The following is a 25327-nucleotide window of genomic DNA, read 5'->3' as shown; positions in this document are numbered from 1 at the left end:
AAGTCCCCAGTCCGGAAGACTGGGGACTTTTTGCGTTGCGGCTGTCAGCCTTAATGTTGCGATTCTGCCAAAAGATAGGAGTGAGCTTGCATGTCAACCATCGAATCCGGTTATACGGACAAAGTATTAACGGTCGAGCCTTATGGTATCGAGCCCATCCCCCTGCCGGAGCGTCACGGAAAATCCGGTCAGGTATTCACTTTTTGGTTTTCCGCCAACCTCAACATCCTCACTTGGTTCACGGGCACTTTGGGTATTGTTCTGGGCCTGTCCTTTGTCGAATCCGTCTTGGCCATGCTTGCGGGCAATATTCTGGGCACGGTTTTTTTGGCCGTCACTTCCGGTCAGGGACCCCTGCACGGCCTGCCGCAAATAGCGGCCAGCGGCCGAGTATTCGGGCGGGTCGGACTTAAGATTTTCGGGAGCGTCACCTGGCTGAGCAATGTCGGTTGGTTCGCAGTCGACATAGTCCTGGGTGTCTTGGCTCTGCAAAAAGTCTGGGGGCTTTCTTACCTTGAGGGACTTTTGCTCTTGGGATTTCTGACAATCTTTGTTGCCGTCATCGGCTACAATTTCATTCACCGTTTTGCTCAGCTGACAACCGTCATCCTCGGACTTTTCTTTCTCGTGATGACGATCAAAATCGTCCCTCAACTTTCCTTGGCCCACCTCCTGGCGCCATCCCAACTGACAGCCGCCCAGCGTTGGCCTCTTTTGGCTCTGGTGGCGGCCGCGGTTTTTGCCTATCAAATTGCTTTTGCCGCCGTGGGCTCCGACTACAGCCGCTATCTTCCGTCCTCCGCCTCCGGTCGTAAAATCGCCCTGCTCACGTTTTTCGGCAGCATCTTGTCGGGCCTCTGGTTGGAGGTTCTGGGGGCAGCCGTGACCAGCCTGAATCCCCAGGCCCAACCCCTCAGCCTGATCGTCCAGCTCATGGGCCTCTTTACCCTGCCCTCCTTGCTCACCATCGCCGTAAGTACCATTCCCGTCAACGTTCTCGCCATCTACAGCGGCGGCATAGCCCTTCTCGCTGCCGGGATTCCGCTCAAGCGCTGGCTTTCCGCTCTTCTCACAGGCGGCTTGGGCATCCTTCTCATCGTCTCCGGCAGCGGCTCTTTCTCCGACATCTACAAAAGCTTCTTGCTCCTTCTCTCTTATTGGATCACACCCTGGATCGGCATTTTTCTCTCATCCCGCCCTTTTTCCGGACAGCCCCTGATTAGTCCCCGGCAGGCACTCACTCTTTATTTCATCGCCTTGGTTCTTTCCGTTCCTTTTATGTCCTCTCCGCTTTTCACAGGATACGTGGCCCAGAGACTCCTGGGCAATGCGGATGCCAGTTATTTAGTCAGCCTTTGCGCCTCTGTTCTGGGCGTGCGCTTGCTCAGCCGGAAGCAGTCGGTTAGCGCGCAACAGACGCGTTAAACCCGTTTGCGGTGCAGCCCATTCCGTAATGAGGCAGCGAGAAAGGCAAGACGATAAGTTGACGCTCCGCCGTGACCTGATTAGGCAGCACGTTCATCCTCCGGCTGGAAATCAGCGAAACAAATGAGAGGATATCGGCGTGTTCATAACGCCGGCTTTTCCTCCCATTTCGCGCTGAAACTCATTGCTGACCGCGGTCCTCGCGGCGACTAACGCTGCTCTTTTGTCAGGATATCTTCACCGGTTCCGAACTCCGGGCCGTACGGGGGCAGCGGCGGTATTTTCCCCGAGTCAGGCCTCACACCCTCAAGGTATTTTTTGTTGTGGAGTACTTGCGGATCTTCCGGCCGGTAAGTTCGCGCTATCTCATTATGAGCATAAGCCAGTTCGTATTGGCCTAAACGATCATAGCAAACGCAGAGTTGAAGGTGAGGCAGCCAAGTCCAACAGGCTTCGATCCGCGGCCCCCAGCCGTCGGGCACCTTGAGCTGAGTGGCGAGTTTGTACCAAAAAACCGCCTGGGCATAATTGCCTGTTTGCAGGAACTGATGACCGAGACGGCAGCAGGCTTCCGCCCGGGGAACGTCGTAAGCGAAAGACTTAAACAGAGACTGCAGCGCTTTGTCTTTCTCGTTCAGACTTTGAAAGCAGTCGGCCAGCCTGCCGCAGGCGGCTATCCTGTCTTCCACCCATCCCTGGTCCGTGGCCAAAAATTTCTGGTAGAACTCGACGGCGCGGTTAAATAGTTTTTGCTCGTAGAGTTCGTTGGCATAGTAATATAAATCGCGGGGAGAAAATTCTTCTCCTCTCGCTAAACGTGATTCAAAGATGCGCAGGTTTCTGGCGGAGTCACGTTCCGGCTTCCCTTTATGGGTCACGCAGATGTCGCTGTTGAGGATGCGTCCGCCCACCTCCAGGTACTCATGAACCGCTCCCACCCAACGAAAGTTCCTGCTCCGCTTCACCAGCCTGTTCCTGCGCAGGCTGAAGCTAACCTGGCCGAACTGGTCGAAAGCCAAGAGATAAGGCATATTTACGACATCTGTGCTCGGATCCAAAGTCTTCTTTAAGACGGCGAACTTCTCGCGGTCAGGCGCCGCCAGGATGTCGTCGGCATCCAGCCACAAAATATAGTCCTGCGTCGCTTGGCTGAAAGAAAAATTCCGTGCCTGCGCAAAATCGTCAACCCAGGCGAAGTCAAAAATCTTGTCAGTATATTTTTGCCCGATTTCCTTGGTCCGGTCGGTGGAACCGGTATCAACCAGGATGATTTCGTCCACCAGGTCCCGGATAGAGTCCAGACAGTGTCCCAACGTCTCTTCTTCATTGCGGACGATCAGGCACAGGCTGAGCGTTATTTCAGTTGCCACGTTTCTGCCCACCTCTCCCCTTCGGAAGGACCTTTTAACTTAATATTGTTTGAGAACGAAAATCTTGGAGAGCGGAAATCTTGCATCGCCGAGGTTCCGCTTGAAACACCCCGCAAATTGCAAAAAAGGGGATCCGGGAATTAGGGGAGGAAGGGCCCCGGGCATTTCGGAAGCCCTCCCGGTTCTTTGGACTACGCCAGTTTCATCAAATTCAGCTGCGCCCCGACATTGGGGGCGAGGGCCAAAGTGAGTCCAACGGCGGAATTGTTCCTCAGGGTCACGACATCACCGGCTGCAAGTGTCAGCATAGCCTGACCCGTAAGCTGACCGGTCCCGACCAAAGCCGTAACCGGGGTGGATGAGTCAACCGTTCCGTTCACGGCGATCGCAATACCCGCACCCAGGCCGGCTGTTATACTGACAGTGTAGTCAATCTGGTAGGTCCCGGCGGTCGTTACCGTTACCGAGGTGGTACCCGCTGTGTGGCTGATATTCGTCAACGGACCGTTGTTGCTGAAGGGCACATCCGATCCGCCTGTGATTCCGGCGGCGGCCGTAGTGGTCGCCAATTCATAGACATACCCGTAGGCGGACAAGCCGGCGCCGGTAGCACCTGTGGCACCTGTGGCTCCGGTCGCACCCGTGGCGCCTGTGGCCCCGGTAGCGCCGGTCACACCCGTGGCTCCCGTGGCACCTGTTGCTCCTGTGGCGCCGGTCGCACCCGCAGCGCCTGTTGCACCCGTGGCTCCTGTGGCACCCGTAGCTCCCGTGGCGCCTGTTGCACCCGTGGCTCCTGCAGCCCCTGTGGCTCCCGTGGCACCCGTGGCTCCCGTGGCGCCTGTTGCACCCGTGGCTCCTGCAGCCCCTGTGGCTCCCGTGGCACCCGTGGCTCCGGTCACACCCGTGGCTCCTGTGGCACCCGTAGCTCCCGTGGCGCCTGTTGCACCCGTGGCTCCTGCAGCCCCTGTGGCTCCCGTGGCACCCGTGGCTCCGGTCACACCCGTGGCTCCCGTAGCACCTGTAGCTCCCGTGGCGCCTGTTGCACCCGTGGCTCCTGCAGCCCCTGTGGCTCCCGTGGCACCCGTAGCTCCGGTCACACCCGTGGCTCCCGTAGCACCTGTTGCCCCTGTGGCGCCGGTCGCACCCGCAGCGCCTGTTGCACCCGTGGCTCCTGTGGCACCCGTAGCTCCCGTGGCGCCTGTTGCACCCGTGGCTCCTGCAGCCCCTGTGGCTCCCGTGGCACCTGTGGCGCCGGTCGCACCCGCAGCGCCTGTTGCACCCGTGGCTCCTGTGGCACCCGTAGCTCCCGTGGCGCCTGTGGCACCCGTAGCTCCTGCAGCCCCTGTGGCTCCTGTGGCGCCGGTCGCACCCGTAGCACCTGTGGCACCGGTAGCGCCTGTCGCACCTGTAGCCCCGGTGGCTCCTGTGGCACCGTCAGCACCCGTGGCACCCGTGGCTCCCGTAGCTCCCGTGACGCCTGTTGCTCCCGTGCCACCCGTGGCACCCGTGGCGCCGGTCGCTCCCGTGGCTCCGGTAGCACCTGTGGCACCGGTCGCTCCTGTGGCACCGTCAGCACCCGTGGCTCCTGTAGCTCCCGTGGCACCGGCGGCACCCGTGGCTCCTGTAGCGCCGGTCGCACCCGTAGCCCCTGTGGCGCCTGTCGCACCCGTGGCTCCTGTGGCACCGTCAGCACCCGTGGCTCCTGTAGCTCCCGTGGCACCGGCGGCACCCGTGGCTCCTGTAGCGCCGGTCGCACCCGTAGCCCCTGTGGCGCCTGTCGCACCCGTGGCTCCTGTGGCACCGTCAGCACCCGTGGCTCCTGTAGCTCCCGTGGCACCGGCGGCACCCGTGGCTCCGGTAGCGCCGGTCGCACCCGTAGCCCCTGTGGCGCCTGTCGCACCCGTGGCTCCTGTGGCACCGTCAGCACCCGTGGCTCCTGTAGCTCCCGTGGCACCGGCGGCACCCGTGGCTCCGGTAGCGCCGGTCGCACCCGTAGCCCCTGTGGCGCCTGTCGCACCCGTGGCTCCTGTGGCACCTGTGGCTCCCGTGGCTCCTGTGGCACCCGTGGCTCCCGTGGCTCCTGTGGCTCCGGTCGGCCCGATGCCGGGCGGAATCAGTGACTTCAGTTCTTCTGAGACCAGCCGTTGGGCCGCCACTAAATTTCCGGCGGCATCCTTACCCCAAGCCGATATTTCCACTGCGGGCGAACTCGTTACGAACTGGAATTCAAAAGCATCAAACTGCGCGTAATAACTTCTAACAACGACATCTCCCGGCTGCATAGCCACTAACTCGTCCACATATTGAGTCTTGACGCCACCGCTGACATGGAAACCGCTGATCGTCATTGAAGCCGCGACCGTGTCATCATTGGTTGCCTTAACCGCCAGGGTCACCGACGGTCTCACCCCTGAAACCGGTGTATTCTCTATCAACCCTGTTGTGAGCGAAGCCATTCCTCCACCTCCATGATCAAATCGCGGAATAGTCCCCATACCCATCTCGCCCTGATTAGTTAGCCCGGCTTAACCGTTTTCCCCTAAAACGGCTATCTCTTTGGTCACAAGCCTGTGAGCCGTAACGAGATTCCCCTGGGCATCCTTCCCCCAGACGGAAGGCTCCATCGTGGGAGAACTCAGCAAAAACTGAAACTCGAACCCGTCAAACTGTGCGTGATAATCGCGTCTCACAACGCTCCCTGTACCTAAAGTGAGAAGCTCCGCGACATATTGCACTTTACCCCCGCCGCTTTGGTAATACCCGTTGACCTGAACGGCGGAAGTTGCAGTGCCGTCGTTAGCAATTCTCACCACCAGAGTCGAGGTGGGTCTGACCCCGGCAACCGCTGAATTGTCTATCATACCGGTCGTCAATCCTAAAGATGCCATTCTTCTCATCCCCCCTCTCAAGCTGCGGTAGTACATACTACGGAGCCTGTACACAAAATGTTACTGCCCAGGGTCCAAGCGGCCCCATTCTCTCCCTTGATTGCGGACGATGCTGCCCATGCGGGAAAAAAACAGGTTTTTATTGTAATCCCAGGCCTTGGGCCCGCCCTGGTCATAGTAGCCGTCGGCCCTTGGATGGTACAGGTGAAGGGCCAAGGCATCAGTTTTTTGGTGAACACAGCCGTTTCTGAGAAGCCTGTCGACAAAATCCCGGTCGTCATACGCTACACCCGTAAAGTCCTCGTCATATCCCCCTATGGCCTCAAACTGGGCACGTTGAAGCGCCATCAAAAAAGGCATTCGCGTATCCAAGTCCGCGCAGCGGTTAAGCGTATTCAGATCAAAAACCCCGTGAGTCCGCTCAATCTCATTCAGAAACGCACCGTCCCGGTCGTCCTTGCCCAAAGGAATCCCCAAGGATTTGGGGTTATCCAGCACCAACACGCCCAGGCGCGCGACGGTATCATTCAGATGCAGCATCTCCGCGCAGGACAAAATCAAGATGTCCCCGGAAGCGCGCCGGACGCCAATATTGATGGCAAAACCGGGCACCCGCCAAACCGGATGCCCTTCCAGATTCCTTTGTCCCGAAAAAATATACTTCAAATGCAGTTTGCTTTGATATTGCTTGCAGACTTCTTCTGACTCGTCCTCAACCCCATCGTTTATAACAAGAGTCTCATACTCCCAGGGAATATCCTGGCGCGACAACGAATACAACCCCCATTTTAAGAGGTTGACCCTCTGAAAAGTCGTAATGATAAGTGAGATTTTATGCAACATGCGTTTTTCCCTCCGTATTCACGCTCTAATAACCAGACGCCGGTAACCCAATAGAAAACGTGATGCCCCGGCTTCCGCGGCTTAAGTTCTGGTACCAGCGACGAAGCGAACGGCTGCGGCGTTACAGTACGAAACAATCCGCTGAACAGTATTCGTCAACCGCCGGTACTGCCCGCGCGCGGAAGAAGAGGCATATGCTGAGAAAGAAGCCCTCCGGTGGACTACTGTGTCCGTGCCAACGCTATCAGACCCCGGTCGCCGGAAATCACACGGAGTCACCCGGAGAGCAGCTGCGCAGGCCGAAAGGTCAGGGATGCCCGTGGCAGCCGAGCAATATGCGGGTAACTTTTGTGCTGACTTCGGGAACCAGGTACTCGGGCGGCGGTTGCCAGGTACATTCCCCGCTGAGTACGGTCTCTACTGCCCGAACGATCGAGGCGGGCAAACTCCCGGCGATCAGGTTACTTCCCGCCTCAATGGTCTCCGGTCGTTCCGTCACGTCACGCAAGGTCACATTGGGGATCCGGAAAATGCTGCACTCCTCCTGGACCGTGCCGCTGTCACTGAGCACACAGCGCGCGTTCTTCTCAAGATGGACAAAGTCGAAGAGCCCGAGCGGCTCCAAAACGATGACGCCGCTGCCTCCCAGGGTCTTGTTTTGCTTAGCCAGTTGAGAACGGGTGTGGGGATGCAGACTGCAAATAAGCGGCAGTTTAAACTTGTCGTACACTTGTTCCAGAGCCGCCAAATAACGAGCCAGCCGCACCGGGTCGTCCACATTTTCCGCCCTGTGCAAGGTGACCAGCATATAGCGGCTCGGATCCAGTCCCAATCGTTCCAAGACCCGGCTTTGCCGGATCCCCTCCGCATAATAAGTCAAAACTTCCAAAATCGGATTGCCTGTCACAAAAATGCGCTGCCCCTCGATCCCTTCCCGCAAAAGGTTAGCCCGGCTGCGTTCGGTGTAGGGCAAAAGGATATCGCTGCAATGGTCCACCAGACGGCGATTCACTTCTTCGGGCACCCTGTCGTCAAAACAGCGGTTACCGGCCTCCATATGATAGACCGGAATCCCCTGGCGCTTGGCGGCAACAGCAGCCAAGGCGCTGTTGGTATCCCCCAGAATGAGAACACGGTCGGGCTGTTCCGTTTGCAATACCTTTTCAATCCCGGACAATATCAGGCCTACCTGCCCCATGGGACTGTCTGCCTGACCTTTTAACACATAATCGGGAGCGCGCAAGCCCAGTTCCTCAAAAAAAATCGCACTCAATCGCGCCTCGAAATTCTGTCCCGTGTGCACAAGGACATGCCGGCACAATCCATCCAGCAACGGGATAACCCGGCTCAGGCGAATGATCTCGGGCCGGGTCCCGAACACAGTGAGCACTTTCATCTCAGCATCTCACTTTCCTGCCCCCGATTAAAACCCTCCGGCAGGGCGAGCAGCCCATGTTTTTGCAAAAGCTCTCTTGTCTCTTCCGCAGTCATCAAGTAATCTTTCGAACTGTATTCTTGGCCGAGAACCGGCGACCCCGGCTCCTCCGTCCCCAGTTCGGGCAGCATCGACGTGATCGCATAGTGATCCCCCCGTTGATAGGTTCTCGCTGCCTCCTCCTCGGAGACTAAAATCTCATGGATCTTTTCCCCGGGCCGAATACCCGTCACAATGACGCTAATCTTCTTATCGCCGATGAGAGCTTGGGCCACATCGGCCATGCGGGCGGAGAGAATCGCGGGGACAAAAATCTCACCCCGCCTGCCTTGAGCAATGACAGCCTCGATGGTATCCACAGCCCGTGTCAGAGGGAGCAAAAAGCGAGTCATTTCCCGAGTCGTCAAGGTTACGGGACCGCCGCGGCTGATCTGTTCGTGAAAAAGAGGAATGACCGATCCCCTGGACGCCAAGACATTGCCATAGCGTACACAAACGAACCGGGTTGCGGGCAAGGCAAGGTTAGCCGCAATGAAAATGCGCTCCTGCATAGCCTTGGAGATCCCCATAGCATTAACCGGCTTACAGGCCTTATCCGTAGATACCCCGACGACCGTCTCCACTTTAAGACTATTCTCACGAATAGCCCGAATAATGTTTTCAGCTCCTATAATGTTGGTCTGAACCGCTTCAAAAGGAAAATACTCGCAAGAGGGGACCTGCTTGAGAGCGGCCGCGTTCACGACAATATCCGCTTGGGCAAGCACGGAACAGACCGCATGGTAATCCCGGACGTCACCGATGCGGAATTCAAGTTGGGGTTCCGGTCCCCCAGCCGTGGGCACTAATCCCCTGTCCGGGAGGTCTGGTTTCTTACCCACAGAGTCTGATCCCTTACCGGCGGACCCTAACCCTATCCCCGCCGACTCCGAGCCTCTGCTTCTGGGCTCGGATCCCTTGCCTGCTTGATCGGGGCCACGGCCCTCCGCCCAGTAGGCCGTGCGCAGAGCCTGTTGTTTAGCCTCATCCCGAGAAAATATGATGATCTTTTTCGGCCTTCCGGCCGTTTGGCTTAAAAGGCGCTCGGCCAGCACCTTGCCTAAAGACCCTGTCCCCCCTGTAATAACGACAGTCTTGTTCTCAAATACTTTCATTCTCTTGCCCCCCGCTGCCACTATTGAAACGATAGGGTGATTGGCAAAAATCCTCATACAGACGAACCACAAGTTCCGGCCAAGCGGGCGGACGGTACCCCGTCAGGGAACAGAACCTCCCGGAATTCAGACTCTTGTCCGTCACGACACTTCCATCCGCTTCGATGACGATATCCTTCCGGTAACGAGCGGCTATCAGCCGCAGCAGGTCGTATTTGCTAATCGGCGCAGCCGAAAGGTGATAGAGACCCCGCAACCGGTCCAGCTGAGGTATGACATAATCCCCGATCACTCGGGCCATCTCCGGCGTGGTTAAGCCTGAATACACAGCCCGGGTAAAACCGGAAACTTTCTCCTCTTGGCCCAGGAACCAATCCAGCAAGCCCAAATGCCCCCGCAATTCGTGACCGATGATCGAAGTCCTGAGGGTAAGGCAATGCGGGTAAACCACCTCGCCCAAAAGTTTGCTTCTTCCATACAGATCTGGGGGACTGGGAAGATCGCTTTCCGAGTAATTCCCCGCCTTGCCGTCGAAGACACAATCCGTACTGATCTGGATCATCCTGGCTCCCACCGCCAGGCAAACTTCGGCCAGCCGGTGAGGAAAGAGCGCGTTGATCGGGATAACGGCCAGGGGATCACCCGCCGCGGAAGATTGTTTGACGATGCCCGCCGCGTTTATCACGATATCCGGCCTGACCCTGGCCAAGACCCCCACCACACTGTCCATCACATTGGCATCCACCTTGTCCCAAATCCGCTCCGGTATATCTTCCGGCAGAAAACCCGCTAAGTCGGACCGTGAACGGACCGCTGCATAAACAGAATAGCCGCTGTTTCGGCTCAGGTGCTGGAACAGCTTGTGCCCCAGCATCCCACTCGCTCCAAGGATCAATACTCTAGTCTTTTCCATCCTCTTCCTCCCACCCCCGTGAGCCGTTTCATCCTGTCCGGGTCTTTCTCAAGACAGCCAGTCCGGAAAGAGCGCCCGGGCCCGAGCCAGGACGGGAAGCAGAAATTCCGGCCGCACGCACCTGCTTCCGTTTTCTCCGTGCCAGCGGTAGCCCGACAGAATTTCGTCCAGAGCTCCGCAGTCAAAATGACGCAAAAGCCGAAACCACAAATCATAGTCGTGGGCCGTACCCATCGCTTCATCAAAAAACCCAGTCCGTTCCAGAGCCGTCCGTCTGATGATCACCGTGGAACCGTTAATAAAACAGCCTTGGATCAGGTTCCGGACCATATCGGGGCGCTCCGGATAATAGGGGGACCGGACATCGTATTGCCGTTCTCCTTTGGCATCAATGACGCAAAAACTGGTATAACTAAAGCCGAACTCGGGTCGGCTTTCCATTAGCTGCACCTGTTTAGCGACCTTATCGGAATAAAAGACATCATCCGAGCTGAGCCAGCAGACGTATTTTCCCCCAGCCGCCGCCAGACCTGTGTTTAAAGCTCGGGCTGTGCCGCCGTTTTCTTCATAAATATAGCGAATCCTGGCACCCCACGGTCTCAGAATCTCCCGCGTATTGTCGGTCGACCCATCGTCCACTACAATGATCTCCAGATTAGGATAAGATTGGTCAAGGACGCTTCCCAGGGCGGCACCCAAGTAGCGGGCGTAATTGTACGTGGGGATCAGCACACTGACCTTCGGCATAAGCATAGCGGTCCTCCCTCAAAAAACAGCCGCCGGGCGAAAAACACAGGACCCTGCTTCCACCGCCGGCAGGGGCTCAACTCAAACCTGGGCGGGATACGTCCCGGGTACCTTCGTAAGACGTGTGACTGCTTCTTGCCCAGATTCCTCTTCCGCACCGACGGTCGCCGGAAACGGTGTTTCCGGCACGTTAAGCCGGGTGAGAGCCCGACGGGCACTGGCTAAATCCGGAAGGGTCCCGATATCGTACCAGAGATCCCGGCTCTCGTAGCTCATAACCCTCCCTTGCCGTTCTGTTAGCAGCCGCACGAGCTCCGGCATGTCAAACCGGTCGCCCGGGGGAATCAAAGCAAGGCAGCGTCGGTTCAAAGCGTAGATCCCCATGCTGGCCCAATAATCGAAAGCAGGTTTTTCCTTATACGCGGTAACCCGCCCGGCATCGATTTCCAACATGCCAAAGGCGGCAGCCGCACTCTTTTTTTGCACCGCAACCGTCATGTCAGCTTGGGAGCGGCAGTGGTCTTCTAACATTTTCCCGAAATCCAGATTCGTCAGTTCGTCCGCATTAACCACCAGAAAATCATCCGCCAGGCCGGTGACCGTTTTCAGGGGGCCAGCCGTTCCCAGGGGTTTGCTTTCGACCACATAGCGGATGGGCAGGCCAAACCGGCTGCCATCTTGAAAATAGGCCATCACAAGATCGGCCAAGTAACCGAGAGACATAATAATTTCAACGGCACCGGCTTTTTTGAGCTGCTTAACCAAGATAGCTGCCATGGCCTCGTCACCCAAGGGAAACAGCGGTTTGGGCAGCACCCTGGAAAACGGATCAAGGCGTTGACCGCGCCCGCCGGCTAAGATAACGGCCTGCATGGAATCTTCCCTCCCCTCGAGTCCATCCGAAGACTCGGTGTCCATCCGAAAACTCGGTGTCCATCCGAAGACTTGGTGTCCATCCGAAGACTTGGTGTCCATCCGAAGACTTGGTGTACATCCGAAGACTTGGTGTCCATCCGAAGACTTGGTGTCCATCCGAAAACTTGGTGTCCATCCGAAAACTTGGTGTCCATCCGAAAACTTGGTGTCCATCCGAAAACTTGGTGTCCATCCGAAAACTTGGTGTCCATCCGAAAACTTGGTGTCCATCCGAAACTTGGTGTCCATCCGAAGACTTGGTGTCCATCCGAAGACTTGGTGTCCATCCGAAAACTTGGTGTCCATCCGAAAACTTGGTGTCCATCCGAAAACTTGGTGTCCATCCGAAAACTTGGTGTCCATCCGAAAACTTGGTGTCCATCCGAAAACTTGGTGTACATCCGAAAACTTGGTGTACATCCGAAAACTTGGTGTACATCCGAAAACTTGGTGTACATCCGAAAACTTGGTGTACATCCGAAAACTTGGTGTACATCCGAAAACTTGGTGTACATCCGAAAACTTGGTGTACATCCGAAAACTTGGTGTACATCCGAAGACTTGGTGTACATCCGAAGACTTGGTGTACATCCGAAGACTTGGTGTACATCCGAAAACTTGGTGTCCATCCGAAAACTTGGTGTCCATCCGAAAACTTGGTGTCCATCCGAAGACGGGTACCGTACCCTCGCCTGTTGAATATCCCGGCCCCGCCGGCTAGATTTGGTACTTGCCCTGCTCATAGCGCTCAAAATGAGCCATGATCCAGGCCGTCGTACGCCTTATTCCTTCGTCCAGCCCGACTTGCGGCTCCCACGCCAGCAGTTCCTTGGCCAGGCGGTTATCCGCCACAAGACGATTCACTTCACTCCGGCCCGGACGCAGCCGCATCTCGTCGTGCACCACCGGACCGGAACCGGCGATTGCGGCAACCACCCTTTGCGCCAATTCCCCGATGGCGACTTCCCGTCCGGACCCGATATTGATCACCCGTCCCAGCGCTTCCTCCGCCTGGGCGGCCTTCATAAAACCCGCCACCGTATCCGAAACGAACGTGAAATCCCGCTTGGTATCCACACTGCCCAGGCGGATTTCCAAACCTGCCAGGGCCTGAGTGATGATGGTGGGTATGACAGCTCTGGCGGATTGCCGGGGCCCATAGCTATTAAAGGGCCTGACGGTGACCACCGGCAGTTCGTAGGTGTCGTAAAAACTTTCCGCCAGCTTGTCGGCGCCAATCTTGCTGGCGGCGTACGGCGACTGCCCTTGTAAGGGATGAGCCTCGTCCATCGGAACATAGCGAGCCGAACCGTACACTTCGCTGGTAGAAGTGTGGATAAGGCGGCTGACCTGATGGTCGCGGGCAGCAGTAAGCACATTCAAGGTACCCATAATGTTGGTTTCAACGACCTCCCGGGGGTTACGAAAGGAATAGGGAATGCCCACCAACGCCGCCAAGTGAAAAACAAGATCGCAGCCGCTCACAGCCCTGGCGACAGCCTCGGCGTCACGCAGATCCCCAGCCACTATCTCAATCTCTCTCAGCAAAGAGTTATCAAGATCCGCCAGATTCCCCCGGCCATTGGCGGAATTATAACGAACAAAGGCCCGCACTTCAGCCCCGGCCTTCGTCAGGGTTTCGCTCAGGTGGCTGCCGATAAAACCGCCGGCACCCGTAACCAGAATCCGTTTCTTTCCCCAATCCATATCCTCACATCCTTCCTCGCTCCGTCTTAAACGGCAAAATACTCCATTTGGGGTTGACCACTATATTCTATGGACTGGGGGCTTGATCGGTCACTCTGTCTACATTGCCGGGGTGGGTGACATAGGCTGTATAAAAAGGATATTTTCGGGGGGAATAATTAATGAAAATTATCATTCCGGTGCTCAGTCTGGAAACCGGGGGGGGAGCCCGCTTCTTGTATGAGTTGGCAAATGGCCTCGCCGACAGAGGACACAATGTGGAAATCGTGATTCCCCAAAGCGCGGTCATCGTTTGGCCCCTCCGGGCCAAGGTGCGGCGGGTGCCGGAATTGGCGGCCGACTTCCTTCCACCCGGCGACTTCATCCTGCCCAATTTTTACCCGACCGTCATGCCCGCCTGGCAAGCAAAAAAAGGGCGGGTTGTCCGCCTCAGTCTGGTCTATGAACCCTTAATCCTGACAGATGTGGCCGATCTCTCCAAAAACACTTATTCCATCGACGCTCCCATCCTCACAATTTCAGAGTGGCAGCATGAGATCATTTTACAAGAGACCGGCCGCGACAGTACGGTCATCCACGGGGGGGTGGATGGCTCTGTCTTTCATCCCTGCCCCAAACCATCCCGGCAAAGCGGGCGCAAGACAATTTTCTACATCCTGCGCGGCCCCGGGTATACCTGGAAGGGAAACGAAGACTTCTTTCAAGCCTACGAACGTCTAAGGGCGAGATTTTCCGGCTTCGATATCACGGCCGTGGCACCTGAGGGCCTTACCTTCACCGGCTCCATTCCTTGCGCGATCAAAAAGGCGCCGACCGACGAGCATCTGGCCCGGCTTTACGGCGAGGCCGACCTTTTCGTCTATACCTCGTATTATGAAGCTTTCGGTCTTCCTCCCTTGGAAGCGATGGCTTGCGGGACAGCCGTGGTCACCACGGATTGCGGCGGTACCCGGGATTACGCCCGCTCCGGGGAGAACTGCCGGGTCGTGCCCCCAAGCGACATCGGTCAACTGACCGAAGCCATTTATGAACTTCTGAGCGACGACGCTCAGCGGGAGCACCTGGCCCGCAACGGGTATTTGCAAGCCCAAGCGTGGAGCTGGCAAAGAACAGCGGCAGAAGTCGAACGTTTCCTCCTTTCCCTCTGACAGAAGATTTCCCCTGCCGGCCGGACAAAACCTTCCGCCGCCCTAGTTAACGCAGGACATCCGCGCTTTGAGACGGGCTGCCGGCCCGACAAAATCTTCCGAAGCCTCCGGGTCCCGGCCGATCCCGGGGCTTCTTCATCCGCCCTCCCGCTTTAAAGGCGGCAGCAGCGGGATATAGCTCGGAGCGGGCGACGCAGGAGACTCCTGCGTCCGTCGCTTCCGGTTTAACCCTCAGGGGGAAAGAAGCCCGGGGTCCCGCTCTCCTTTAAGTCCTTGCCTGCGGCCGGCTTACTCCTCTGGCTCGATCAGCCTACTACCGCGGTGCGGCAGTTCCGCGGCCTCGGTTAGACCCGATCGCCCTGGCATAGAGGTCCAGATATTGCGGGGCAAGCTCCGTCCAGGTCAACGCGGCGGCCCGCTTGGCGGCATTTTGCGCCAAAAACCGCATCAATTCCGGGTTCGTCAGGGCTTTCACGATAACTGCGGCCAGAGCCTCCACCTTGCCGGCGGCAAAAGTGAGCGCACAGGAGGGAGAGGCGAGTTCTTTCAGAGCCCCCGCGTCGGAAGTGATGAGCGGAACGCCTACCGCCATCCCCTCCAAAGCAACGAGGCCGAAAGACTCCCGACGGCTGGGGACGACCAGCAAGGATGAGCGGGCCATCCGCTCCGCTATCCGGTCCTGACTCTCTTCCCAGCCCTGAAAGCGCACCCGAGCCGGCCAAGGGATGAGCGTTTTCAGCCGCTGTTCATATTCGGCACTTCCCCTGCCCACGACTTCCAATGTGACTCCGGGTCTCTCCTGCCAAACGAGGATCAACGCCTTGAGGAGATCCTCGATTCCTTTATACTCAATTAAGCGGCCGACATAAAGCAAACTATTCCCTCTTCCCCCCTGCCAGCAAACCTCCCGGGACACAATGCCCAGGGAGACCACTGCCGTGCGCACTCGCAGCCAGGGAAAACGGCGCTCCAAATGCTGCCGCTCATTGTAGCTGACGAGGTGAATCAGAGCAGCCCGGGCCAAAAGTTCCTCCTGCACCTCGAATTGGGCCTGCAGTTCAGGGGCCGGATCGTTCGCCAACTCCACCCTTAGAAGGGAGGGCACCGAGTAAAGGAGAGGCACCCGGTTCTTGGCCACCGCGTAAGCCAAGGGGGCAAAATTGACCGCGTGAATATGGATCAGATCCCATCCCTCTCTCAGTTCGGGAAATTCCCCCAAAACGCTAAAAGCGTCAATGAGACCCAAATTGCCAAAATAACGCTCCTGACGCGGTAACCAAAGAATTTTCAGGCCTTCCGGCAGCATCTCCCATCCGGCCGTCACTCGACCGCTCTGCGGAGCCACCACCGTCGGCCTCACCCCCTGATCCCAAAACATTCGGACCATCCCGGTTACGCTGCTGCCGGCCCCGCCGAACCGCTCCCCCGCATATTCGTTGGTCAGGTACAAAACTTTCATACGCAGCCTCCCTCTTGGCTCCCGGGGGGTCCGGAACAGACTTCCCTTCGCAGACTGACGCTTGCTCCGCCCCCGGCCGGAAGCTCTCCGCGCTCTCCCTTCCGGATTGAGAATCATATGCTGGGATCAGCAGCCATACCTTGAGCACAGAGAAGTGAAGCTCAGCCATACCTTGAGCACGGGGAAGCCAAACTTTCACAAGGAGGTTCACAATGCCCACGATAATCTATCCTCCCTCGATTCCCTGGAACTGGATGTTTCAACGCCCCCAGCAGCTTTTACGACAATTTGCCAATATGGGTTACACCGTATTATATGAAGAACCCGGTCTGTTCCCCCAACCCGGCGCCCAAAAACTGTCCGAACGCTTTATTCTTTGCCGGGGGCTGCCGGCGCTGAAAATTCCTCATCCCCGGCCGCGCATCCTCTGGCTCACGGTCCCCTCGCACATTGAGCTCATCGACAAATTTGCCCCCGATCTCACTGTCTATGACGCGGTCGATGAACCTGAGGAAGAATTCGCCGGCTGGAAACCCTATTACCCGTCTGTCCTGCGGCGGGCCCAACTCATATTTGCCAGTTCAAAAAGCATCTTTGACAAACTTTCTTCTCAACATCCACACGTTCACCTCGTCCCCAACGGTGTTGATTACAGCCATTTTTCCGCTCCCTTGCCACGGCCCGCCGAATTGCCGCCTGGCCGTCTGGTCATCGGGTATAGCGGTGCAGTAGCCCCTTGGCTGGATTGGGATCTGCTGCAACTCTCCGTCCGCCGCAACCCCGGCCTGGAATTTGTCTTTGTCGGAGCTTTGTTCGATTTGGCCCGTTTCCCTTTGAAAGGGGCCAACGTCCGTTACCTGGGCCTCAAGGACTATGCCCGGCTTCCCGCTTATGTTCAACATTTTAAAGTCGGGCTGATTCCTTTTAAGCTGAACGCAATGACTAAGGGCTGCAACCCCATTAAGCTTTATGAATACTACGCGGCGGGTCTGCCCGTTCTGGCCACCCCCTTGCCGGAACTTCTGGCGGTACCCAAAATTCAGCTGGAAGCCGAGGTTGAGCGTTTCTCCGCCCGCCTCGCACATTTGGCCAAGCAAGCAGAACCCGACCCGGGACGAGCCGAACGGCAGGCTTTCGCCCAAAGAAACGACTGGTCTGTCCGGGCCGGCCAAATTCAGGGAATAATTGACGAGATCATGCGTTTATAGGGCTTATACACCCTGTAACACCCTTATCCGCCCTCGAATAAGATACCATGACAGTTCCGCGATCCATAACCACTTTTCAATTCACAAAGGGGGGAAAACGCAAATGCTTTTTGAGACCCACGCCTGGGTTACCCTCGACGACGCGGTCGCTGTCTATAACGTGTACAGCGACTCTCTGGTCGCCACTATCCCTGTGGGCGTTACACCGTACTTTCCCAAGCTGACGCCGGACGGAACCAAGGTTTTGGTACCGAATTTCGGCTCGAACACTGTCTCCGTGGTCTGTACCGCCACTAACCAGGTCCTGGCCACCATCCCCGTGGGCGTCGCCCCCACTGCAGTGGCCGTCGACCCCACAAGCACCACAGCCTATGTAACCAACTCTGGAAGCGGAACTGTTTCAGTCATCTCTGTCCCCACCGACACAGTAGTCGGTACCATTTCCGTCGGCAGCACCCCCGTCGATGTGACGGTGGCCCGCGATGGCAGCCGGGTTTTTGTCTCCAACAGCGGCAGCAATAACGTCTCCGTCATTGACCCGACGACAAACACCGTCGTACAAACGCTCACCGCCGGCACTTCGCCTAACGGCCTGACGACAAGTATTGACAACACCAAACTCTTCGTGGTCAACAGTGGCAGCAACAACGTCAGTGTGTTCAGCACAACCACCAACACCCTGCTCTCCACGATCGCTGTCGGCTCATCCCCGCAGAAGATCGCCGCCAACCCGGTTAATCCGCTCTTCGTCTATGTCACCAATAACGGCTCCAACAGTGTCAGCGTCATTTCCACGGCCACTCTCACGGTTGTCGCCACGGTTGCGGTCGGCACGGGCCCCCGCGGGCTCTCTGTCACGGGTGACGGCACTCAAGTCTGGGTTGCCAACGAAGGCGACAGTTCGGTCAGTATTATCAACACGGCAACCAATACTATCGCCGCCGCTTTGCCCACAGCCTTCCCGCCCCGGGGAGTTACGGTCGGCAGAGTCGGTTCGGCCCTTTCCCCGGGTGAACCCATCGACCTGCTCGATCCGTACCAATTGGAAGAAGTTACGGAATCCGTCTGTATCATAGTGGAAAAGGTCTACGCCAGCTGCCAGCAGCGGGAATGCTTCCCGACCTTAACTATCCCCTTACCGGCAGGCACTCCTCCCTTTACGTTTGTCAGTCTGACTTTTGCCAACGGGATCATCCTCCCCGGCAGCATCGTTATCACGCCCATCCCTTCACGGCCCAATTTCTCCCGAGTCCAATTCACCTTGCAAATTCCCTACACCCTCACTCTGAAAGATGCCACGGGCGCAGTATTTACCCTGCCCGGCACTTTACCGGACATCGCGAAAGACATCGTGCTCTACTTCCCGCCGACCCGTCCGGAATTTGACCTCAATCTAAGAGTGGAAACCCGCAGTGAACTTCTGGCCAGCCCGCTTTTCACCCCGACTTGTGTGGAACTGGCAGTGGGCAGTTTCGTCGTAACTAAGGTCACCGGCCTGGTGCAACTCCTGGTCCCGGCCTTCGGCTACTGTCCGGAACCGCCCGTCTGTGAGGAGTTCCCGGTAGGACCGTCCAACCCGTGCGTCACTTTCTTTGACACGACGCTGACCCCATTCCCCTCCGACTTCTTCCCACCGCAGCTCGACAATTGTTAGCCAAACGTTTTTGATCCCGAACGGAAAAAATAAGGGCTGTCTGCGGGCAGCCCTCCCCTGTCCCGCCCCGAAAATCGAGAGTCGATATTCGAGGCATGAGCTTCGAATTCATGAACAAGGATGGACTTCGTGATTTCGCCGACAATCTTTATCCTCCGATGGTGTCGCCACACGGCACAGGCGTCCGGCACAAATACGGGTTAAAATTTAAGGAAGTGGTCTATTTTGATTGTCGCCAATCGCATTCCCTACACACCGGTTTTTATCTCCTACCAGGAAAGCCATTTTTACCTGGCCGTTAACGCCCAAGGCTGCCTTCTCTATAGCGTTGAGGATCCCCACCCGCTTTACCGGCTCAACGAACCGATCCTCTTGGCCGTCGGCAGCGCCGGCAACGCCCAAACCGTTCATTTGGCTGTTTTGAAAGCAAACGGAGAGCTATGTTACACCGTGGTCCCCAAATCCGGTACGCCCCAAACCACGGTGCTCACCAAGCTGGATGTGCGCTCGACCAAATACCGCCGCCTCATCCTGATGCCCCGCGGCGAATTGGTACATATCTTCTACGCCTATTCTCATCAGAGCGTCCCAGACCTTTGGTACATCGAGCACCGTCTCTGGAACGGCAAGGCCTGGCAAAGCGTAAGACTGGGTGAAGTCGTCCATCCCCGCCACCCGCTCTACCATATCGGACTCGACAGCCAACAGAACATTCATTTCTTGGCCTTAACTTTTCAAGGGCGCCAGTCCATCCTGTTGCAAAACCGTTTTCATGGCGCGTTTCACCTCTGGGGCAACCCCGTCCAAGCCTTGACCTTGCAAAACGAGGTCGTGGACATGGCCTCCGCCCTTACCCCGGACAATACCCAGCATATTTTCTGGGTGACAAAAAGCCCCGGCGAAAATTTCGAGGTCCACTGGGCCAAGCGCCCGCAAGCACAGGAAATCGGCGGGAGTTGGGTTTCCGCCCCCGCGCCGATCCACACCGTCGGAGGACCGTGGCAGGGGTGCGGGGCCCTGGAGTTGAACGGAACCCTTTGGCTCTTGCTGAAAGGAGAACAGGAATATCTCCTTTCCAATGCCGGAGGCACCTGGCGCCTGGCAGCCACCCGCCCCGCCGCTCACCGACCCTTAGAATACGTACGCCGGGATGGGAGAAGCTTTTATCACTCCTCCTGGCTTTTGCAGGATTCCTCCGTCAAGGTCCCGTTGTTTTATGAGGAACTCGGCCTCCGTCTGGCCCAGCCCGCTCCCGGTCCACATGAAGTGACCCGCCGGGCACTCCAGCCGGGGGTGTCCGCCGCCCCCCTGCCGCCGGTTTCTCCGTCGGCTGTACAGGCGGCGGTCCGGAGCGGAGAACCCCCGGCGGACCGATCCCCGGTTCCGGACCGCGAAACGAAAATGCTGGCCGAAGAAGTGTCGCGGGTGGCAGACGGCCAAGAACGGGCGGAAGAAAATTTAGTTCAAATCCGGGCGGAAATCAAAAGTATGGAAGCGACTGTAGAGACCAAAATTCAAGAGATCCGAAGCGCGGCGCGGGAAAACGCCCAAGACATCCGGCTGGCGGCCGGCACCGAGATCCGTCAGGCCGCTGCCGACGAGGCGGAGAAAACCCGTCGGGCAGCCGCCGCTGAGAGCGAGGAACTTCGCCGGGCTCTTGCGGCCGAGGCAGAGAAGACCCGCCAAGCCTCTGCCGCAAGCTTAGACGAGATTCGCCGGGCAAACGCCGCTGAGATTGAACAGCTCCGCCAAGCCATCGCCGAAGAAGCGGAAAAAGCCCGCCTGAGCTCCGTCACGGAAAGCGAAGAATTCAGCCGGAACCTCGCCGCCGAGGGGGAAAAGATGCGCCAATCTTTCGCCGGCGGACTGGACGCGATTCGCCGGGCAAACGCCGCTGAGATCGAAAAACTCCGCCAGAGCCTTGCCGCTGAGACGGAGAAAATCCACCAAGCCGCTATGGGCGGGATAGAAACGATACGGCAAGTCCTCCAGGAAGAACTGCAAAATTTCCGTCTGGAAACCGTTCAGCAGCTTCAGGAGATCCGACTCGATACCGGCCGACGCGTTGAGGAGATCCGGCTGATGACCCACGAAGTGGAGCAAATGGTGGCCTGCCAAATGGCAGACATCAGCCAGGCCCAGCTGCGGGTGGCAGACGCGCAAATTCAGGTAGCGGACGCACATGAGAAAGGATTTTGGAAACGATGGTTCAGGTAACTCCGCAAACAAATGCCGGCGAACTCCTCTCTTTCCATCCCGAAACGGCTCCGGTCTTTCGCAAATACGGGGTTCGTGTCCACGGCTGAGGGGCCAAAGCTTATCTCACGCTGAGCGTTGAGCAGGTTGCCCAACGTCACCACCTTAACACGGCCTCCTTGGTGCAGGCCTTGCAGACGGCTATCTGGCAGCATCAAGGAACACATCTTAAAGGAACGCCATGAAAATCCTTTTTCTCAACGATGCCCCCCTCATTGCTTACGGACTGATCTCAGGTCTGGCGCCGGGCGACGAGTTCCGCTTCCTCCCGGTCAGACATCCCGACTGGGAGGACCGTTTGCGTACCCTTCTCTTCTCCTGGCGGCCGGACTTCGCTTTTGCCGACGGGGTCTCCATCTCAACAGTCGCCGGCCGGCTCTTCTCGGAACTGAAAAGCCGCGGCCTGCCCTTGGTTTATTGGGCCATAGACGATCCGCCCGATTTCTTTAACATGTCCCTCCCTCTGGCCAGGGGCGCTGCCCTAACTCTCACTCCGGCGGAGGAGTGTTTAGCCCACTACCGAAGACACCGCTTGAATGCCCTCTTCTTTCACTTTGCTTGCAACCCGTCCTTTCACCGTCCTGTCGCCCCGTCTTGCCGCTATGAAGCTGACTTCCTCCTCGTGGGAAATTATTATACGTCTTACCCTGAGCGTAAGACAGGACTCGAAATTCTCCTCACACCCCTCCACCCCGCTTTCTATACCCTAAAAGTCTACGGAACTGAGCAGTGGCTCACAAACTCTGATCACTACCGGCTTCCTGGGGGGGTGTATCAGGGCTACCTCCCCTATTCCGAGCTTCCGGCCGCTTACTCATCGGCCAGGATTGTACTGGGGATCAATTCCGTCGTCGATTCCCCGACCATGATGAGTATGCGCGTTTTTGAAGCTTTAGGCTGTGGCGCTTTTTGCCTCACCCACCACTCCCTGGCTCTTGAACGCTATTTTCGCAATCATGAGCACCTGGTCTGGAGCCGCTGCCCTGACGAAACACTGGAGCTCGCGCGCTACTATTTGGCCCGACCGGACCTGCGGCAGAAAATCGCCCGCCAAGGCCAGGCGGAGGTCTACCGCCTGCACACCTACACCCAGCGCGTAGAGTCGGTACGGAAATCGTTGGAACACCTCTGAGGAAAGGGGAACGCTCATGAAAGTCCTGTTTCAAATCCGCCCGGACTATCTCAACAACCCTGCCGGTGACACCGTCCAGGCCGTCTCCACGGGGCGGGAATTAAAAGCCCTGGGTGTGGATGTGACCGTCTCCCCCGATCCCAATGCCCTGCTCACGGATTTCGATCTCATCCATATCTTTAACCTCACCCGTATCAAAGAATCCTATATGTTTTTTCTCAATGCCCAAAGGCAGCATAAGAAAATTGCCGTCTCTCCGATTTACTGGAATCCCGAGAGTTTTCTGCAGAGAGAAGAGGCCAAGCCGCAAGACTTAGCCGTTTGGAACTTAAACCAACCTATGCGTTCCCGGGTAGTGCGCGGCTGTGATTTGCTCCTGCCGAACAGTGCTATGGAAAGGGACAACCTGGCAGCCTCTTTTAGCGGCCATGCGCCCTGCCGGGTTGTCCCCAACGGCTTTCCCGACACCTTTCCGGCCATTGGCCCCGAGCCTTTTCGCCGGCGTTTTCCCGCCTTGCCGCACGAGTTTGTCCTTTGCGCGGCCCGTATTTCCCCGCGCAAAAACCAACTGGGTCTGGCGCAGGCCTGCCAAAGCCTCGGCCTGACCCTGGTACTGGCGGGACCGGTCAATGATCGCAAGTACTTTAACCTGGTCCGGTCTTTCCACCATGTCGTTTATCTGGGCACTTTGCAAGGCGAGATCCTGGCTTCCGCCTATGCCGCCGCCAGGATTCATGCCCTCCCCAGCTGGTTCGAGACGCCCGGGCTTTCCAGTTTGGAAGCTGCCGCCTGCGGGGCCGCCGTTTTAAGCACCGACCAAGGCAGTCCCCGGGAATACTTCCGGGATCTGGCCGTCTATGTCCGGCCGCAAGAGAACGAAAGTTTAAATAGGGGGATAAGGGCAGCCATGGATCACGCCCCCTTACCTCTGACAGACCATGTCCGCGCCAACTACCCCTGGTCCCGCATTGCCCGCCTCACCCTGGAGGCATATGAGGATTTGCTCGGGGGAAACATCCCCCCAGCTACCCACACCAAGTGAACTCGTTGAGCTTAAGCTGAGTTTCACGATAGTCTCCAGTGGCGATAGTCTCCAGTGACGATAGTCTCCAGTGACGATAGTCTCCGGTGACGATAGTCTCCGGTGACGATAGTCTCCGGTGACGATAGTCTCCGGTGACGATAGTCTCCGGTGACGATAGTCTCCGGTGGAGACTATCGCCGAAGCCGCACGCTATCACAGGATGACCCAACGGCTGAGGATGACTATCGCCGAAGCCGCACGCTATCACAGGATGACCCAACGGCTGAGGATGACTATCGCCGAAGCCGCACGCTATCACAGGATAACCCGACGGCTGAGGATGACTATCGCCGAAGCCGCACGCTATCACAGGATAACCCGACGGCTGAGGATGACTATCGCCGAAGCCGCACGCTATCACAGGATGACCCGACGGCTGAGGATGACTATCGCCGCAGGCACAATGCGAGAGCTTGTGCTTTGGTGCCGGATTTTAAAGCTGTCCTTGGTAGAAAATGTTCAGCGTGACGGCACTGGCCGCGCTGACCGCACTGTAATATAACCTGGCGTATTTCAGGAAAATGGACGAAACAAATGTCGCCAGGCTGTTTTGATTGATGGTCACCGTCCCCGTAGGATCATCCTGCCAGGAGACCGCATCCGGACTGGTCTGAAGTTTGACATGGGCTTGGGCGTTGGCTGCCGTGGAGTTGTTAACCACACCGAAAGTCCAGGTTCTCACCCCGAGCACGTTGTAAGTGGTATCGGGGGTTCCGCCCGTATCGACAATATTGCCCCTGGTCGCCGATACATCCGTGGTGGCCACCGTGGAAACCAAACTGCCTGTGACCAGCAAACCACTGGCCGGAGGTGTGATGGAGAGACCCGAGGCCGGCGCGGTAACCGTCAGCCCGTTAGCCGGGGCCGTAACCGCCAGCCCGGTGGAGGTGATGCTGAGGCCGTTCGTCGGGGGCGTGATTGCCAGGCCGCCCGTGGGCGGGGTAATGGAAAGACCCGAAGCCGGCGCGGTAACCGTCAGTCCGTTAGCCGGGGCCGTAACCGCCAACCCGGTGGAGGTAATGCTGAGGCCGTTCGTCGGGGGCGTGATCGCCAGGCCGCCTGTGGGCGGGGTGATGGCTAATCCGCCCGTCGGCGGGGTGATGGAGAGGCCCGAGGCCGGGGCCGTCACCGTCAGCCCGTTCGCAGGGGCCGTAACCGCCAACCCGGTGGAGGTAATGCTGAGGCCGTTCGTCGGGGGCGTGATCGCCAGGCCGCCTGTGGGCGGGGTGATGGCTAATCCGCCCGTCGGCGGGGTGATGGAGAGGCCCGAGGCCGGGGCCGTCACCGTCAGCCCGTTCGCAGGGGCCGTAACCGCCAACCCGGTGGAGGTAATGCCCAGGTTCCCGGCGGTGTCTGCATTGACTGCAACGTCATTGCCGGCGAAAATCTTGATCCGCGCCTGGTCAGGTACGTCTTGGAAAACTTTGAAATTAGGCATTCTCTTTTTTCCTTCCTTTTCCTGCTTTTTGCCAGTGAGTCCGGACTAAGCCCTCAGTCACGGCTCGTAATATCCTATGCCGGAATTCACGGGATTGCCAACCCGTCCGCCGTGACACCGCAACAGACAGCGAGATCAAATCAGCCTGCGCCGGAGAGCGTATCCGCATCCCGCATCCCCCAGATTCAGGCGGCCCGAAACTTCGCGAGTGAACGTCTCAGTACGTTTTCGGAGAGCATATTCAGATACCGCAGGCCATGTGACAGCGTAACGGGAAATGATACCCCTAAGCATGCCGGACCCCGTACGTACATCGAGCGGCCGCCCGGATGTCATGGACTACGGCGTGTATCAGAGAAACCCGTCGCATCATATGCTATTCAGGTGATATTTGCGGATATTTCCGCCGGTGCCTCCCCCGCGGGCCTCCTATGATCCTAAACTCCGCCGGCTTATGTCCACTGAGGTCAGCGGCGGTTCTGCCCGGGACACCCGCTGATACCAAACCCCGCTCTGCCCGGAAAGCTCGAAGACAAGGAGTGAGCCCGTCT

At 57.7% G+C, this 25327-nt stretch carries 19 protein-coding genes; 7 read left to right on the top strand and 12 right to left on the bottom strand.

Going from position 1 to position 25327, the window contains the following annotated elements; genetic code table 11:
- The first annotated feature begins 90 nt into the window (after positions 1 to 90).
- The gene (locus tag MNU25_RS04835) at positions 91 to 1425 is read left to right on the top strand and encodes a purine-cytosine permease family protein (RefSeq protein WP_240984032.1); all 1335 of its coding nucleotides are present in this window, start codon (positions 91 to 93) and stop codon (positions 1423 to 1425) included.
- Positions 1426 to 1634: 209 nt separating this feature from the next.
- Here MNU25_RS04835 and MNU25_RS04830 read toward each other — a convergent pair whose 3' ends face one another.
- The 10 genes from MNU25_RS04830 to MNU25_RS04785 all read right to left on the bottom strand — a co-directional run bounded on the left by MNU25_RS04830 (position 1635) and on the right by MNU25_RS04785 (position 13397).
- Positions 1635 to 2795 carry a glycosyltransferase gene (locus tag MNU25_RS04830; RefSeq protein WP_240984031.1) on the bottom strand — a complete coding sequence of 387 codons (1161 nt, stop codon included), beginning with the start codon at positions 2793 to 2795 and terminating at the stop codon, positions 1635 to 1637.
- A 191-nt stretch (positions 2796 to 2986) separates the two neighbouring features.
- A complete protein-coding gene (locus MNU25_RS04825) occupies positions 2987 to 5251 on the bottom strand; it encodes a collagen-like protein (protein ID WP_240984030.1) in 2265 nt (754 codons plus the stop codon).
- 69 nt (positions 5252 to 5320) lie between these two features.
- The gene (locus tag MNU25_RS04820; protein WP_240984029.1) at positions 5321 to 5683 is read right to left on the bottom strand and encodes a hypothetical protein; all 363 of its coding nucleotides are present in this window, start codon (positions 5681 to 5683) and stop codon (positions 5321 to 5323) included.
- A 60-nt stretch (positions 5684 to 5743) separates the two neighbouring features.
- On the bottom strand, positions 5744 to 6526 hold the full coding sequence (locus MNU25_RS04815; protein WP_240984028.1) for a glycosyltransferase: 783 nt from the start codon (positions 6524 to 6526) through the stop codon (positions 5744 to 5746).
- Positions 6527 to 6833: 307 nt separating this feature from the next.
- Positions 6834 to 7922: a non-hydrolyzing UDP-N-acetylglucosamine 2-epimerase gene (gene wecB, locus MNU25_RS04810; RefSeq protein WP_240984027.1), complete on the bottom strand. Its 1089-nt coding sequence runs from the start codon at positions 7920 to 7922 to the stop codon at positions 6834 to 6836.
- A complete protein-coding gene (locus tag MNU25_RS04805; RefSeq protein ID WP_240984026.1) occupies positions 7919 to 9115 on the bottom strand; it encodes a polysaccharide biosynthesis protein in 1197 nt (398 codons plus the stop codon). Before MNU25_RS04805 ends, wecB begins: the two co-directional genes overlap by 4 nt.
- Positions 9102 to 10028, bottom strand: a complete 927-nt coding sequence (locus MNU25_RS04800) for a dTDP-4-dehydrorhamnose reductase family protein (protein WP_240984025.1) — start codon at positions 10026 to 10028, stop codon at positions 9102 to 9104. Before MNU25_RS04800 ends, MNU25_RS04805 begins: the two co-directional genes overlap by 14 nt.
- Positions 10029 to 10076: 48 nt before the next feature.
- Entirely contained in the window at positions 10077 to 10781 is a 705-nt protein-coding gene (locus MNU25_RS04795; RefSeq protein ID WP_240984024.1) for a glycosyltransferase, read from the bottom strand.
- A gap of 75 nt (positions 10782 to 10856) precedes the next feature.
- Positions 10857 to 11648, bottom strand: coding sequence for a sugar phosphate nucleotidyltransferase (locus MNU25_RS04790; RefSeq protein ID WP_240984023.1), 792 nt, complete (start codon positions 11646 to 11648; stop codon positions 10857 to 10859).
- 759 nt (positions 11649 to 12407) lie between these two features.
- Positions 12408 to 13397 (bottom strand): SDR family NAD(P)-dependent oxidoreductase, encoded by a 990-nt coding sequence (locus MNU25_RS04785; RefSeq protein WP_240984022.1) that lies wholly within the window; start codon positions 13395 to 13397, stop codon positions 12408 to 12410.
- 161 nt (positions 13398 to 13558) lie between these two features.
- Here MNU25_RS04785 and MNU25_RS04780 point away from each other — a divergent pair, with 161 nt between their 5' ends.
- On the top strand, positions 13559 to 14545 hold the full coding sequence (locus MNU25_RS04780) for a glycosyltransferase family 4 protein (RefSeq protein WP_240984021.1): 987 nt from the start codon (positions 13559 to 13561) through the stop codon (positions 14543 to 14545).
- A 313-nt stretch (positions 14546 to 14858) separates the two neighbouring features.
- On the opposite strand, the gene MNU25_RS04775 is transcribed toward MNU25_RS04780, so the two are convergent.
- A complete protein-coding gene (locus tag MNU25_RS04775) occupies positions 14859 to 16004 on the bottom strand; it encodes a glycosyltransferase family 4 protein (RefSeq protein WP_240984020.1) in 1146 nt (381 codons plus the stop codon).
- 212 nt (positions 16005 to 16216) lie between these two features.
- On the opposite strand from MNU25_RS04775, the gene MNU25_RS04770 reads away from it, so the two are divergent.
- The 5 genes from MNU25_RS04770 (at position 16217) to MNU25_RS04750 (ending at position 23296) form a co-directional block, all read left to right on the top strand.
- The gene (locus tag MNU25_RS04770; protein WP_240984019.1) at positions 16217 to 17212 is read left to right on the top strand and encodes a glycosyltransferase family protein; all 996 of its coding nucleotides are present in this window, start codon (positions 16217 to 16219) and stop codon (positions 17210 to 17212) included.
- 103 nt (positions 17213 to 17315) lie between these two features.
- Positions 17316 to 18866 (top strand): YncE family protein, encoded by a 1551-nt coding sequence (locus tag MNU25_RS04765; protein WP_240984018.1) that lies wholly within the window; start codon positions 17316 to 17318, stop codon positions 18864 to 18866.
- 225 nt (positions 18867 to 19091) lie between these two features.
- Positions 19092 to 21083 (top strand): coiled-coil domain-containing protein, encoded by a 1992-nt coding sequence (locus MNU25_RS04760; RefSeq protein ID WP_240984017.1) that lies wholly within the window; start codon positions 19092 to 19094, stop codon positions 21081 to 21083.
- A 220-nt stretch (positions 21084 to 21303) separates the two neighbouring features.
- Positions 21304 to 22254 (top strand): CgeB family protein, encoded by a 951-nt coding sequence (locus MNU25_RS04755; protein ID WP_240984016.1) that lies wholly within the window; start codon positions 21304 to 21306, stop codon positions 22252 to 22254.
- Between the two features lie 16 nt (positions 22255 to 22270).
- A complete protein-coding gene (locus tag MNU25_RS04750) occupies positions 22271 to 23296 on the top strand; it encodes a glycosyltransferase family 4 protein (RefSeq protein ID WP_240984015.1) in 1026 nt (341 codons plus the stop codon).
- A 475-nt stretch (positions 23297 to 23771) separates the two neighbouring features.
- On the opposite strand, the gene MNU25_RS04745 is transcribed toward MNU25_RS04750, so the two are convergent.
- Positions 23772 to 24776, bottom strand: coding sequence for a DUF6385 domain-containing protein (locus MNU25_RS04745; RefSeq protein ID WP_240984014.1), 1005 nt, complete (start codon positions 24774 to 24776; stop codon positions 23772 to 23774).
- Positions 24777 to 25327: the final 551 nt, after the last annotated feature.

The sequence above is a fragment of the Acididesulfobacillus acetoxydans genome, from assembly GCF_902729405.1.
GTDB classification, from domain to species: Bacteria; Bacillota; Desulfitobacteriia; order Desulfitobacteriales; family Desulfitobacteriaceae; genus Acididesulfobacillus; species Acididesulfobacillus acetoxydans.
The sequence above is the reverse complement of the archived record's forward strand: the minus strand, read 5'-3'. Positions and strand labels throughout refer to the sequence as shown.

What these genes read in the sequence shown, in the direction of transcription:
- MNU25_RS04835 (WP_240984032.1), top strand. Translation starts at nt 91, where the DNA reads ATGTCAACCATCGAATCCGGTTATACGGACAAAGTATTAACGGTCGAG.
- MNU25_RS04825 (WP_240984030.1), bottom strand. Translation starts at nt 5,251, where the DNA reads ATGGCTTCGCTCACAACAGGGTTGATAGAGAATACACCGGTTTCAGGG.
- MNU25_RS04820 (WP_240984029.1), bottom strand. Translation starts at nt 5,683, where the DNA reads ATGGCATCTTTAGGATTGACGACCGGTATGATAGACAATTCAGCGGTT.
- MNU25_RS04815 (WP_240984028.1), bottom strand. Translation starts at nt 6,526, where the DNA reads ATGTTGCATAAAATCTCACTTATCATTACGACTTTTCAGAGGGTCAAC.
- wecB (WP_240984027.1), bottom strand. Translation starts at nt 7,922, where the DNA reads ATGAAAGTGCTCACTGTGTTCGGGACCCGGCCCGAGATCATTCGCCTG.
- MNU25_RS04805 (WP_240984026.1), bottom strand. Translation starts at nt 9,115, where the DNA reads ATGAAAGTATTTGAGAACAAGACTGTCGTTATTACAGGGGGGACAGGG.
- MNU25_RS04800 (WP_240984025.1), bottom strand. Translation starts at nt 10,028, where the DNA reads ATGGAAAAGACTAGAGTATTGATCCTTGGAGCGAGTGGGATGCTGGGG.
- MNU25_RS04795 (WP_240984024.1), bottom strand. Translation starts at nt 10,781, where the DNA reads ATGCTTATGCCGAAGGTCAGTGTGCTGATCCCCACGTACAATTACGCC.
- MNU25_RS04790 (WP_240984023.1), bottom strand. Translation starts at nt 11,648, where the DNA reads ATGCAGGCCGTTATCTTAGCCGGCGGGCGCGGTCAACGCCTTGATCCG.
- MNU25_RS04785 (WP_240984022.1), bottom strand. Translation starts at nt 13,397, where the DNA reads ATGGATTGGGGAAAGAAACGGATTCTGGTTACGGGTGCCGGCGGTTTT.
- MNU25_RS04780 (WP_240984021.1), top strand. Translation starts at nt 13,559, where the DNA reads ATGAAAATTATCATTCCGGTGCTCAGTCTGGAAACCGGGGGGGGAGCC.
- MNU25_RS04775 (WP_240984020.1), bottom strand. Translation starts at nt 16,004, where the DNA reads ATGAAAGTTTTGTACCTGACCAACGAATATGCGGGGGAGCGGTTCGGC.
- MNU25_RS04770 (WP_240984019.1), top strand. Translation starts at nt 16,217, where the DNA reads ATGCCCACGATAATCTATCCTCCCTCGATTCCCTGGAACTGGATGTTT.
- MNU25_RS04765 (WP_240984018.1), top strand. Translation starts at nt 17,316, where the DNA reads ATGCTTTTTGAGACCCACGCCTGGGTTACCCTCGACGACGCGGTCGCT.
- MNU25_RS04755 (WP_240984016.1), top strand. Translation starts at nt 21,304, where the DNA reads ATGAAAATCCTTTTTCTCAACGATGCCCCCCTCATTGCTTACGGACTG.
- MNU25_RS04750 (WP_240984015.1), top strand. Translation starts at nt 22,271, where the DNA reads ATGAAAGTCCTGTTTCAAATCCGCCCGGACTATCTCAACAACCCTGCC.
- MNU25_RS04745 (WP_240984014.1), bottom strand. Translation starts at nt 24,776, where the DNA reads ATGCCTAATTTCAAAGTTTTCCAAGACGTACCTGACCAGGCGCGGATC.